Consider the following 12,096-nt stretch of genomic DNA (forward strand, 5'->3'; position numbering starts at 1 on the left):
CCTCATCCAGTTCGGCGCCCGCACCCGTCCCCTCGCCACCGCCGGCCAGTACGACCGCGCCGCCATCATGGCCGCCGCCTGCAAGGCCGCCCCCGGCATCATGGAGCGCTGCGGCGTCTCCCGCCGCGAGGCGATGTCCTCCGCCCTCAAGGCCGCCTGGCAGGTCGCCAAGGCCGCCCGCCGCGCCGCCGCTCACTGATCCCCTGACCATGCCGGGCTGAGCCCCGGCTCGCACCCCCTTCACCACCACCGACCCACCGCCACGAGCCCTCACCGGAGCCCGAACGATGACCTATGCCCGCATCCCGAATTTCAGCCAGCCCGTCCCAGCCCGTAGCGACAGCCCGCGCACCGGCCGCCGCCGCCTCTCGGCCGACGGTCGCTACCTCAACCTGCCGAACGAACCCGTGCCCGGCGAGATCGAGCCCTGGCAGGCCGTGGCGCCCGTCCGGCCCGACACCGCGTACAGCCGCAGCCTGCGCTTCCTCGACGTCGGCGCCGAGCTGCTGGCCGCCTTCGTCATCGTGGGCGGGGGCATGGTGCTCACCGGCCTCGCAACGCTCCTCTGACCCAGCCCGCACCCGACCGGGCCGGATGCGCCACGGCGCGCTGAGCCTTCCATCCCCTTCACCTGCGTACCCTCACGAACCTCCACGGGAGCTCGATCGATGTCCCATGCCTTCGCCACCGCCCGCACCACCCCGACCCTGCGTGTCTCGCTCGCTGAGCGCACCGCTGCGCTGAGCGCCGCCCTCACACGGGTCCGTCGGACCCCGGCCGCGCCGCAGTCCGATACCCGAACCGCCCTGCTGACGGCCTACACCGAGGCGCAGGACGTGCGTCCGATCTTTGAGCACGAGGACGACCTCGGCACGCCGTCCTATCGTGCGGCCCTCAAGGTCGAAACCCGGCTGCGCCGCCTCGTGTCGGAGGTGATCGAGGCGCCGACACCGACCACTCGTGATGGGCTGGCGACGCTGGCGCTAGTCATGGCGATCGATGCCGAGGGCAGGATGCAGTTCCGCGGTGATAGCGACCGCGAGTATGCCCGCGCTGCCCGCGCGCTCGTCATCCTGACCGGCATCACCCTGCCGGCCAGTTTCCTTGGCTTCGGTGACGAGCCAGAGTTCGAGACCCGAGAGACAGCGTTGCTCGCCCTTCCCGGCCGCCTCCCTGAATGGGCGCGGGTCGAAGCCTCTGCCGCCGCTTGAATTCTCAGATCCGCCTTCGAGGCGAAAGCGACTGGCGGTCACGCGAGTGGCGCCGGTCGCATATCCAATTCTCAGCTATCTCCGCCCTCGACGCTGCGGATCGCATCATCGCGGTTCTGGACCGCATGGACGGGGATACCGATCTGGAGGACGCCGGGGACGCGGAACCATCCCTGGCGGCCCCCGAGAACGCCACCGGCTCGCAGATCACTTGGTTGCGCGGCAACGATCAGGACCGCGAGGCCGAGACGCTGGAGACCGTGCTGCCGGAGGTGCCGGCCGAGGCGACCGTGATCCACGTCGAGCCCCTGCGCTGGGGCGGCCGGGGCAACCTGCTCGCGGCGGCTGGGGTGGCGCTCCTCGACTTACTCGAACTGGCATAGAGGAAAGATGACTGGAGGCTTGCGTTGCCCCGCGGCGACGCCGGCTCTGCCCAGGGCAAAGCGGCTTGAGGAGAGATGCCGTGAACGAACTCAACGGCCGCATGCTTGGGTTGCAGATCCTGCTCACCGGAGTCATCGCCCGCATGGCAGGAGAGAAGCGTGACCCCGTGGGGTTCCTCACGGAGTTCCGCGATGAGATCCAGGCAGTCGTGCGCGGTATCCGAATAGCCGGATCTGACGATGAGGCAGCGATGCGCGCCCAGGCCCTCGGCGCGATTGACGAACTATTCTCGCTCATGAAGCCGCCGAGCCAGGATTAAATGCCCAGTGGATCAGGCAGGTCGAATGGTTCGGCGGGCCTCGTGGACGACGGACCTGAGCTGTTAATCCGTATGCCTGCTACGGACCGCGCACAGGACTGTGAATTGTTGCTGTCATGTGACAGTGCCCCATGGTCGCTCGTCCGCCGGTCGCCGGATGTTGTGGTGCTGCTCGTAACGCACTGTTATCGCAATGGTTTTTTTACGCATCAATAGTTTGTCAGTTGTTATTTGTAATAGATACAAACTGGCGAAGCTACGAAACAACGCCTTTAGCGCGGTTTAGCACTCGCTTCTTATTATAGTTCTAATGTTGAATTCTTGACTCAAATAGACGGGTGGTTTTCACGCTGGTCTATCACCGGTCGTTGCAAACGCTGGTGATTGGAGGCAAGAATACTGTGCTGCGTCAGTCGCGTGTTCCGACATCACTGCGCCAACATCCGATATGCGGCCGTAAACCGACGTTCTCTACATCGAGGGGAGCGCTAGGCTTAGCATGTGCGGCAGCGGGGTCTGTCGGCAGCGCGGAAGCACAGTCTGGGCCTGCTACAGCGCTGCCTCCGATGACTGTGGATGCACCTATAGCCCGGCCTCGTCCACCGGCGCCGAAGCCGAGCCAAGCGCAGGTCAAAGCCCGTACCGCCCTCCGACAGGCTGTTCGAACGCAACGGCGCGTTACTTCACCTCCAATTGTTGCCCCGGCTCCAAGCTCCGGCACGGCGACGGGGGCTGGTGCTCCGGCCCAGGGCATCGGTGATCCGAGCCGAGATCCCTACGCCAACCCGAGCTCGCCTTACCAAGCGCTCAACGTCGCCTCACCGCGCTTTACACAGCCGATCCTCGACACGCCCAAGTCGATCACCGTGCTGACGCGACAGGTGATCGACGATAAGAATGCGACCAGCTTCCGCGAGATCGCCCGCACGACCGCCGGCGTAACGCTCGGTACGGGCGAGGGGGGCAACGCCTTCGGCGACCGCTTCTTCATTCGCGGCTTCGATGCGCGCAACGACGTGTTTGTCGACGGCATCCGCGATCCGTCCGTCAGCGTGCGCGAGAACTTCTTCACCGAGCAGATCGAGATCTTGCGCGGGCCGGCATCGAGCTTCGCGGGCCGCGGCACCGCGGGCGGTGCTGTCAACATCGTTACAAAGCAGGCGACGACGTTCGGCGACTTCTACAAATCGGAGGGGCAACTCGGGACCGATAACACCCGACGCGTCACGCTCGACCTCAATCAGGTCGTCAGCCCAGCTCTCGCGATCCGCGTGAATGGCCTGTACCAGGAGGCGAACGTCGCGGGCCGCAAGTACGTCTTCGATGATCGCAATGGAGCTGCCGTCGCTGTCACGCTCAAGCCGGCCGACGGCTGGACGTTCAACGCCAACTACTTTCACACGGATCTGAACAGCCTTCCGGATTTCGGCGTGCCGTTCAACGTTCAGTCGCGACGCCCGTTCACCGAAAGCATCGTCCCACGCGACACCTACTACGGCTTCGTCAATCGCGACTTCTATCGCGTGCAGCAGGACATCGGCACACTGGTGTCGGAGTATGCGCCGAGCGAGGACTTCAAGATCACAAACCGCTTCCGGGCTGGGCACTCGGTACTCGATTATGTTGGCACCTTACCGGAGCGGCCAGTCATCCCGGGCAATGGCAACCTCTATGGCACGACGCTGAGCCTCAACCCACAGAGCCGCTATCAGACCGTCGACGTCGTGGCCGACACCACCGACGCGACCTTCAAGTTCGCGACCGGTCCGATCCTGCATACGGCGGTCCTGGGTACCGAGTTCAGCCGCGAGGCCGTCAGTCGCGACACTTACGCTGGCCTGCGTTCCGAAAATTCGAACCTCGGGACAACGGGTATCTTCAGTGGCACGGGTAGCTTGGCTGGCATCAATATCTTAGCACCGCCCAACCTTTTACCTTTCAGCACAAAGCCATATCTGACTGGAAATCCGGCTTATATCCCCGTCGATACGAAGGCCGGATACCTCATCGAGACGATGAACTATCAGGATCTCGTCCTGCTGAATGGCGGTGTCCGCTACGACGACTACAATATCTCGTCGACCCAGGGCACGAGCTCAGCCAGCGTCCATTCTGGTAACTTGAACTACAACATTGGCCTGACGCTGAAGCCGCAGCCTTGGCTGAGCGTCTACGGTGCTCATGCTACCTCGTCGAACCCGGTCGGGGCCGAGCTTGACGCCTCCGGCTCGGCCTATGGCGGCCTCAGCGCGACCTTCACCGGCAACCAAGTCTTCAAGCCCGAGCAGAACACCGCCGACGAAGTCGGCGTGAAGGCCGAGCTGTTCGACCGTCGCCTCCTTGCCACTTTCGCCGTGTTCCGCACACTCAAGGAGAACGCTCGCGAGACGCTCGGCACCGGTGCCGCTCAATTCATCGCGGCCGATGCGGCATACCGGGTCGAGGGCGTCGACCTGGAGGTCGCCGGCAAGATCACCGACGATTGGAGCGTGTTCGGCGGCTATGTGGCGATGGACACCAAGGTCACCCGGTCGGGCGACCCCACGGTGATCGGCAACCGGCTGGCCAACATCGCCCATCGCTCGTTCAGCATGCTGTCCAAGTACAGGATCACGCCGTGGCTCGAATTCGGCGCGCAGGCGATCAACAACTCTCGCATCTCGGGCGGAACTCTCGCTGCCAACGCCAACGTCTTGCCGTCGTATTGGCGCTTCGACGCCTTCCTAGAATACAAAGTCAATGAGAATTTAAACGTCAAGCTTTACGCTCAGAACCTTCTCGATCGCCGCTACTACGACGCATTTTACCGCAGCGACGCCCCGTTCGCATTCATCGCCCCTGGCCGGGCAGTGTACCTCATCGCGCAGACGAAGTTCTGACCGATGTTGATCTGCATCCCAGAAATCCTGAGCAAGGCGGAGGTCGCCGACTTCCGCCGTATCATGGACGCCGCCGAATGGGAGGACGGTCGCTCGACGGCGGGATCCCAATCGGCCATGGTCAAGCGCAACGAGCAGCTTCCGCCGAACGGCGAACCCGCTCGTCATCTGGGCGATCGGATCGTCAAGGCACTGCTGGCCAACCCCCTGTTCGTCTCCGCCGCGATCCCCCTTCACATCTTCCCGCCGTTGTTTAACCGCTACGGCGAGGGGCATCATTTCGGCATCCATGTCGACAACGCCGTGCGCGGCGATCCGGCGACGGGAATGCGCATCCGTACCGACTTATCGGTGACCCTGTTCCTTGCAGAGCCGGACACCTACGACGGCGGTGAGCTCGTAGCCGAGGACTACTACGGTTCGCAGGAAGTGAAGCTGGCCGCCGGCGACCTTGTCCTGTACCCGGCCTCAAGCCTGCACATGGTCACGCCGGTCACCCGGGGTACGCGGGTGGCCTCATTTTTCTGGCTTCAGAGCATGGTCCGGAGCCCCCAGGCCCGCAGCCTGATCTACGATCTGGACACTGCGATCCAGGGCCTCGTCGCGGAGCTCGGTCGTGACCACACCGAAGTGGTCAGGCTGACGGGCATCTACCACAACCTCATTCGGACCTGGGCCGAGGTATGACCGGACACCGAGAGTCGATGGACCGGGTGGCAGTGGGCCGAGCGTCCATCGTCGCCCACGTGGGCCGCATACTGCTGGCCGCGCTTTGGCTCATATCAGGGCCGGCACTCGCGCAGTCGCCAGGTACCCCCACGCCAACTGCGGCTGCGCCAGCCGTTTCCGCGACGCCGCACCCCATGCACCCGTCCGAGACGGGACTTCCCCTTGAGCAGGTCCCGCCGACCGAAGTCCAATCGGCGCCGGATCTGCCACAACGGGTGGCCGTCCGGGTCGCGGCACCCGCCGGTCACGAGTTGTCGCCGTGGTCGATGTTCCTGAACGCCGACATCCTGGTGAAAATCGTGATGGCCGGGCTGGCGCTCGCCTCGGTGATTACCTGGACGATCTTGGTGGCCAAGTCGATCGAGCTGGGGCTCGCCCGCCGCGCGCTCACCCACGCCCTGGGTCGCATCGCCAGCGCCGGCTCGCTGACCGAGGCCGGGGAGACGCTCGCCGGCCGCACGGTACTCGATAGGCTGGTCGCGGCGGTCGCCGACGAGATGCGGATCTCGCGCGGCCCACCGGACGGCATCAGGGAGCGGGCTGTCTCGCGCTGCTCGGAGATCGTCAAGGCAGAAGGGCGCACCGCCCGACGCGGGATGGGGGCGCTCGCCACGATCGGTGCGATCTCGCCGTTCGTCGGACTGTTCGGCACCGTCTGGGGAATCATGAACAGCTTCATCGGCATCTCGAAGGCGCAGACCACCAACCTCGCGGTGGTGGCCCCCGGCATAGCCGAGGCGCTGCTCGCCACTGCCATCGGGCTCGGCGCGGCGATCCCGGCGGTGATCATCTACAACCATTTCGCCCGGGCGACCCGTGGCTACGGCGACCTCATCCAACGCGCCTCGGGAGTCACGATGCGGTTGCTGTCGCGTGACCTGGACCACGGCTTCGCGGGCGGGCGTCATGCGCCGCTCGCCCGCGCGGCCGAGTGAGCGGGGACGGTCATGGCCATCGCACTGGGCGGCGACGAGGATGACGGCGACGAGTTCGGCGAGGCGCACGAGATCAACGTCACGCCGTTCATCGACGTGATGCTCGTTCTGCTGATCATATTCATGATCGCCGCCCCACTCTCGACGGTCGACCTGCCGATCGACCTGCCTTCTTCCAGCGCCGTCCCGCAGAAGAAGCCTGACAAGCCGACCTACGTCACGATCAAGGCGGATCTGGCGGTTGCGGTCGGCGAGGCACAGGTCAAGCGGATCGATCTGGCCAAGGTCCTCGACGCGCAGGGCGATCCCAACAAGGAGCGTCGCATCTTTCTGCGCGCCGACCGCGCGGTGCCTTACGGTGAGCTGATGGATGTCCTGGAGATCCTGCGCGCAGGTGGCTACCTCAAGGTCGCTCTCGTCGCTCTGGAGGGTTTGCCCGGCGGGTCGGCGGGAGAGGTGAGGGACGGGACGCAGGCCTTGCCACCGCTAAAACCGTGACAGGCGAGGCGCGCCTCGAATACGGGCTCGCCGGGCGCCGCTGGCCGCTTTGGCTCGCAGCTGGCGCCTTCGTGCTTGGCCTCCACGCGAGCGGGATCGTGCTGGCCGTGACCTACACGCCGCCCGACGAGGCGGACGACCTCGGCGCGAATGCCCTGGAGATCGGCCTAGAGATGATGGCGGTACGGCACGAGCCTACCGACCTCCCCGCCGGTCCTGAGGCAGACGACGCCACCGCTGCGCCGGCTGTGGTGCAACAGAAAGCCGTCGACGACCCGACCGAACTGCCCAAGGCCGTGCCGACTGAGACGGAGGATCCGGACCGGATCGTCTCGCCTGATGCGACGCGCAAACCGCAAGAGGACGAGACCAAGGTCAAGGCGGTCGAGACTAGCCCGTCGATGGAGTCAGTTGCATCCGAGGCTGCAGCTGCGCCGACTTCGGAGACGATGAAAGAGGCGCCACACTCGACCGCTCCAGTCCTGGGGACCGGCGAGAGCGCGCGGCGCATTCGCACTACGTGGCAGAAGCAGCTTCTGGCCCATCTCGAAAGGCACAAGCGCTACCCTGGCGGAGTGCGGCGTCCGACCGGCCAGGTGATGGTGACGTTCATGCTGGATCGTCTTGGGCGGGTAGTGTCGGCTACCGTAGTGAAGGGCTCGGGCGACGTCGCACTAGATGATGCGGCATTGGCCATGATGAAGCGTTCTGATCCGGTACCGCCGCCGCCGCCACTGGTCGCAGACGAGGGGCTTATCTTCTCCATTCCGGTCGTGTTTCGAGCGAAAAAGTAGATACTGCAGGCAATGTCACGAAGCCCGCAGTAGTCGCTCCACCTCGCGCACTTGGTCCTTCGGCCTCAGGTTCAGCCGCGCCCGCATGGCCTTACCCGGCTTGAACTGGACGTTCCGCTTGGCCACGACGACGACGCTCTGGCCCGTGCGCGGGTTGCGACCCATGCGGGGGCACATCTCCCGCGTAGCGAACGTGCCGAAGTCGCGCAGCTCGACCCGGTCGCCGTCCGCCAGCGCAGCGACGATGCGATCGAGGATGACGTCGACCACCGCCTCGACATCCTTGGCGTACAGGTGCGGGTTCTGCTCCGCGATGCGGACGACGAGTTCGGACCTAATCATGCGCGGGTGACGGTCCCCGCGGCGGCCGCCGCCGCTTCTGGGATTGGCCGACCTGGACCGCGAGAAGCGCGCCGATGGCGGCGTGCCCGAGGAGCAGGTTCGCTCGCCCGCCCGGGATCCACCGGCCGATGAGCGCGACGGTCGTGAGCACGATGGCCACCTGCGCGGCGGCGGTCGCGGCGCACATGACCTGCACCGTACCGTTCACGGGCGAGCGAGCCCGGATGCTGGCGACGAGGGCCCAGATCCAGCCTGCCACCACGGCGGCCTGCAGCGCAGCGACGCCGTAGCCGTAGAGCTCGTGGACCTGGTCCTTCGCGACTCCCACGACGATCCCCTGGGCGAGGACGACGAAGCTGGCGCCGAACCACAGGAAGCTCACCAGCGCGAAGAGCACGACGACGGCGGGGACGAGCGGCATGGCCCAGTATCTCACGCAAGGCCCCCGCGATGGAAGCCGGGGTAGTGACGAGCGCTCGCCCCGGTCTAGCCTCGCCCCGTCGGCGCCCTCATAACGGGCCGGCGGGCAACCACGGGATGCCGATGAAGTACGGTCTCGCGCTGGCCGTAGCGGCCATATCGCTCCTCCTCGACGGAGGGGGGCTGCATGCCGCCCCCGAGACATCCGCGCCGCCGCCTGGGTGGAAGCCGGATATCCTGTCGGATGCCGAAGAGCGACGTTGGATCGCGGCGGTGGAGGGGCGCGCGACCGCGGACGGGGCGACCGTTATCCAGGTGCTGCAGCACGCCGAAAATCTGCGGCCGACCCGGTTCAAGGTGGCGTCCATCGCCCCGTTCTGGACAGGCGCCGGCGGAGCGCCAGCCGGCGTCGGGATCGGCTACTGGATCGGGTCGAAGCGCCTGGAGGGGGACGCCTACGGCAACCTCTCGTTCAACGTCAGGCGTGACGGCGGGAGCCTCGTCGTGTCTGTCGCCGAGGACGATCGGGCCCCGCGGACGATCGTCACGGCGCTAGAGCGAGGGCGGGACGCCTTCGTCGCCTACGTCGACCAGATGTACCAGGACACGTGCATCGACACTGAGACGCGCGAGAAGTTCTGCTGAACTTACCTCGGGGGGGGGGGTGGGCCGGGTGATACGCTGGGGGAGGAGCTGACCATGGCAAGGGCGGAATGCGACCAGTGATGCGGGTTGTTCGCGGAGCGGGCCGTGCCCTCATCCGCGCTGCGCGGCTCAAGCTCGCGGCGGCGCCATGAACATCGGAGAAATCGCACCGTCGGCCGATGGTTTGCTTGCGATGGATGTCGACGAGCTGGCCCTCCGGTTGTTGGCCCTACTCCACCGCGACGCCATGCAGGGGCGCTCGCTCAGCCTGCGCGGTCTGATGGAGGCGAACTATCCAGCCGTGTACGCCTTCGATCGGCGCGCCTACCGCGACGGCCCCCACCCGGGCCACGCCTACGAGGTTGGCAAAGCAGTGATCGAGGCTTGGGCCTGGCTTGAGGGTCAGGGGCTCCTCGTGCCCTCCCTCGGCGACCGAAACATGCCGAGCGTCGAGGTCCGAGAGATCAGCCGCCGCGGGCAGCGCCTCGCGGCGGAGCCACGCCTTGCGCTCACCGCGCGCCTGCTGCCGAAGGACAACTTGCACCCCGCCATCCGTGAAGTCGTGTGGTCGAATTTCCACGGCGGCCGGTACGACACCGCTGTGTTCGAGGCCATGAAGGCCGTCGAGGCGCGCACGCGGGCGGCCGCGAGCCTGCCCGCCCGCGACGTCGGCACCCACCTGATGCGGCGCGCGTTCGACGCCAGCACGGGCCCGCTGACGGACATGGCGGCCGAGCCGGCTGAGCGCGAGGCGCGGGCCAACCTCTTCGCGGGCGCGATCGGGTCCTATAAAAACCCGCAGTCGCACCGGCACGTGGCGCTCGACGATCCAGACGAGGCGGCCGAGATCATCATGCTCGCGAACCATCTGCTGCGGATCGTGGATGCGCGGGCCGCGGCGCGACGCGATGGCTGAGGCGGCGGGCGGTCCAGCACGCCCGCAGCGGGGGAGGGCCAAGCGGCACCACTACATCCCCGAGATGACGCAGCGGCGCTTCGCTGGGCCCGACCTGCATCTGTGGTCATTCGACAAGCGCCACCCCGAGCGGGGCGTCGAGCGCAAGCCGATCGCCCGCCTGTTCCGAGAATGGCACCTCTATACCTTCGTCGGCACGGACGGGTCACGCGACACATCATCAGAGACGCTGCTGTCGGCGAGTGAGGGACGCACCGAGCCTATCCTCAAGCGGCTTGTTGCGGAGGCGCGCGGCGGGCGGCTGCACCGTCCGTCCACGGCGGATCGGGGGATCCTAGTCGACTTCTTGATTGCGCAACTCAGGCGAGCCCCCGACTTCTTCGACTCGGTAACGCCACCGCAACAGGTGGCGGCTGACGTCGCCACCTTGTTCCGCCAGTGGGAGGAGCGGTACGGCCCGGCGAGCGACGAGGAGCGCGCCGACCTCATCAGCGGGCGCCTCGCCTCCCGGACCCGGGCCAACCTGTTCGCTCGAAACGTTGCCCAACCGCTCGCGCGCTCCACTGCTGTCATGCTGGAACGAGGCCTGTCGGTGGGCGTGGTCGGCAGCGGTGACCGCAGCTTCCTCCTAGGCAGCAACCCGTTCGCTCGTTTCCTCGGCTTGACCTCCCGGAGGAACGGCTTGGCCGACCCCGGCGCCGAGGCATGGCTGCCGATCGCGAGCGATGTGGCCGTGCTGTCGTTCGGCAGCCGCGCTCAGGAGCATCTGCGTCACCTGCCGGATGAGGCGGTCCGGAAGATCAATAGCGTGATTGCCGCGCAGAGCACCGTGGTCGCGTCGGCCTCACGGGATCTCGTCGCTTCCTTCGCCCGCCGACACCTCAAGTCGAGGCTGGTCCCGCCTCGACATTGACTTAACGGTTCACGCCGGCCGACATGCCGTGTCCGGCTACGCATCGCCTCGCGCGAGTCGCCGGCACCATCAGGAGACCATGCCGCCGCAAGTCGACCCCTGAAAAGCCAACGGGCCCCCGGTCGCCAAACCGGAAGCCCGTCGAAATCGAGAGTGGCCTGTGGGGCCGTCCATCCAACCTCCACAAGCCATGCCGACGCCCCGGGCGTCAAGCGGGAACGCCAATTCCCGCGACGATGAGGCTTTGCCTGTGGACCGGATCGCCCCTGCGGCGGCCCGGAACGGCTCGTTGCGGCCCGAGAAGGGCCGACGGACGATGTTTGCAGACGAGATCCGCCGCGCGATCGAGGCGGCCGACCGAATCACCTTGCCGCAAGTGACTGCGCTGCTGTGGCGCGCGTTCGGGGAAGGGAGGGTCTCGGAAGCCGAGGCCGAGGCCCTGTCCGGGTTGATCGAGGCGCGCACGGACGCGCCGGCCTTGCGCCGAATGCCGCACGCAGCCCGCCCAACGCCGGATGCGACTGAGGTCCATACCGGGCGGCCTGCTCCTCAGGAACGCCAGGGCCGCCCCAGGAGGTCGGTCGGCTCGCGCCCGCGCACGGATGGCTCGCTGGAGCGCCGCCGCCGCTGGGCAGCCTCTGGTCGCATGCCGCTCGGTCTCGCCGCCAAGTTCACCCATGCCGAGCAAGGCGTGCTCGCACTGGTCGCTGCCGAGACCGCGCGTCGGGGCGACTGCCGGTTGGCGGTTGGGCACATCGCGGCGATCGTCGGCGTGTCCGAGACTACCGTGCGCAACGCCATCCGGGAGGCCCGCAAGCTCGGGCTTGTCACGGTCGAGGAGCGGCCCGTCACGGGGTTTCGCAACCTGCCGAACATCGTCCGGATCGTCTCGGCTGAGTGGACCGCCTGGCTGCGCTTGGCCCGGAAGGGATCCGTCCCTCAGGGAGGAGGGTGCAAATCCCCGCAGCGCACGCCTACTGAAGTTCTAGTCCTGTCAGAATCGAGGAAAACGGAACCGAAAAAGGGCTGCCGAGGGGCAGCGGGCGACCTCGAACGATCAGACCGTGCGAGAATCCGCGCGGGTGGTGGAGGCGGTCGAGCCATGCGGTGA

Annotated in this window: 16 protein-coding genes; 14 read left to right on the top strand and 2 right to left on the bottom strand. The window is 66.6% G+C overall.

Annotated features, from left to right (window positions below; translation table 11 throughout):
- The 10 genes from MKK69_RS04265 to MKK69_RS31170 all read left to right on the top strand — a co-directional run.
- On the top strand, positions 1-199 hold a 199-nt coding region (locus tag MKK69_RS04265), incomplete at its 5' end, for a hypothetical protein (RefSeq protein WP_243966134.1).
- 88 nt (positions 200-287) lie between these two features.
- Entirely contained in the window at positions 288-569 is a 282-nt protein-coding gene (locus MKK69_RS04270) for a hypothetical protein (protein ID WP_243966142.1), read from the top strand.
- Between the two features lie 99 nt (positions 570-668).
- Positions 669-1,211 (top strand): hypothetical protein, encoded by a 543-nt coding sequence (locus MKK69_RS04275; RefSeq protein WP_243966150.1) that lies wholly within the window; start codon positions 669-671, stop codon positions 1,209-1,211.
- A gap of 125 nt (positions 1,212-1,336) precedes the next feature.
- Entirely contained in the window at positions 1,337-1,594 is a 258-nt protein-coding gene (locus MKK69_RS04280; protein ID WP_243966152.1) for a hypothetical protein, read from the top strand.
- A gap of 80 nt (positions 1,595-1,674) precedes the next feature.
- Positions 1,675-1,914, top strand: coding sequence for a hypothetical protein (locus MKK69_RS04285; RefSeq protein ID WP_243966155.1), 240 nt, complete (start codon positions 1,675-1,677; stop codon positions 1,912-1,914).
- Positions 1,915-2,318: 404 nt separating this feature from the next.
- Positions 2,319-4,793, top strand: coding sequence for a TonB-dependent receptor (locus tag MKK69_RS04290; RefSeq protein ID WP_409564778.1), 2,475 nt, complete (start codon positions 2,319-2,321; stop codon positions 4,791-4,793).
- Between the two features lie 3 nt (positions 4,794-4,796).
- Positions 4,797-5,480, top strand: coding sequence for a Fe2+-dependent dioxygenase (locus MKK69_RS04295; RefSeq protein ID WP_243966159.1), 684 nt, complete (start codon positions 4,797-4,799; stop codon positions 5,478-5,480).
- On the top strand, positions 5,477-6,457 hold the full coding sequence (gene exbB / locus MKK69_RS04300; RefSeq protein ID WP_409564776.1) for a tonB-system energizer ExbB: 981 nt from the start codon (positions 5,477-5,479) through the stop codon (positions 6,455-6,457). The genes MKK69_RS04295 and exbB overlap by 4 nt, the downstream gene beginning before the upstream one ends.
- 12 nt (positions 6,458-6,469) lie before the next feature.
- The gene (gene exbD / locus MKK69_RS04305; protein WP_243966173.1) at positions 6,470-6,955 is read left to right on the top strand and encodes a TonB system transport protein ExbD; all 486 of its coding nucleotides are present in this window, start codon (positions 6,470-6,472) and stop codon (positions 6,953-6,955) included.
- Entirely contained in the window at positions 6,952-7,749 is a 798-nt protein-coding gene (locus tag MKK69_RS31170; RefSeq protein ID WP_243966176.1) for an energy transducer TonB, read from the top strand. The genes exbD and MKK69_RS31170 overlap by 4 nt, the downstream gene beginning before the upstream one ends.
- A 15-nt stretch (positions 7,750-7,764) precedes the next feature.
- On the opposite strand, the gene MKK69_RS04315 is transcribed toward MKK69_RS31170, so the two are convergent.
- A complete protein-coding gene (locus tag MKK69_RS04315) occupies positions 7,765-8,091 on the bottom strand; it encodes an HU family DNA-binding protein (protein WP_243966178.1) in 327 nt (108 codons plus the stop codon).
- Entirely contained in the window at positions 8,084-8,512 is a 429-nt protein-coding gene (locus tag MKK69_RS04320) for a hypothetical protein (RefSeq protein WP_243966180.1), read from the bottom strand. Before MKK69_RS04320 ends, MKK69_RS04315 begins: the two co-directional genes overlap by 8 nt.
- A gap of 122 nt (positions 8,513-8,634) precedes the next feature.
- Here MKK69_RS04320 and MKK69_RS04325 point away from each other — a divergent pair, with 122 nt between their 5' ends.
- The 4 genes from MKK69_RS04325 (at position 8,635) to MKK69_RS04340 (ending at position 12,096) form a co-directional block, all read left to right on the top strand.
- Entirely contained in the window at positions 8,635-9,156 is a 522-nt protein-coding gene (locus tag MKK69_RS04325; protein ID WP_243966188.1) for a transcriptional regulator, read from the top strand.
- Positions 9,157-9,304: 148 nt separating this feature from the next.
- The gene (locus MKK69_RS04330) at positions 9,305-10,072 is read left to right on the top strand and encodes a TIGR02391 family protein (RefSeq protein ID WP_243966190.1); all 768 of its coding nucleotides are present in this window, start codon (positions 9,305-9,307) and stop codon (positions 10,070-10,072) included.
- Entirely contained in the window at positions 10,065-10,985 is a 921-nt protein-coding gene (locus MKK69_RS04335; protein ID WP_243966192.1) for a DUF4238 domain-containing protein, read from the top strand. Before MKK69_RS04330 ends, MKK69_RS04335 begins: the two co-directional genes overlap by 8 nt.
- Before the next feature lie 316 nt (positions 10,986-11,301).
- Entirely contained in the window at positions 11,302-12,096 is a 795-nt protein-coding gene (locus MKK69_RS04340; RefSeq protein WP_243966196.1) for a GntR family transcriptional regulator, read from the top strand.

This window comes from Methylobacterium sp. J-026 (assembly GCF_022829585.1).
Lineage (GTDB): Bacteria > Pseudomonadota > Alphaproteobacteria > Rhizobiales > Beijerinckiaceae > Methylobacterium.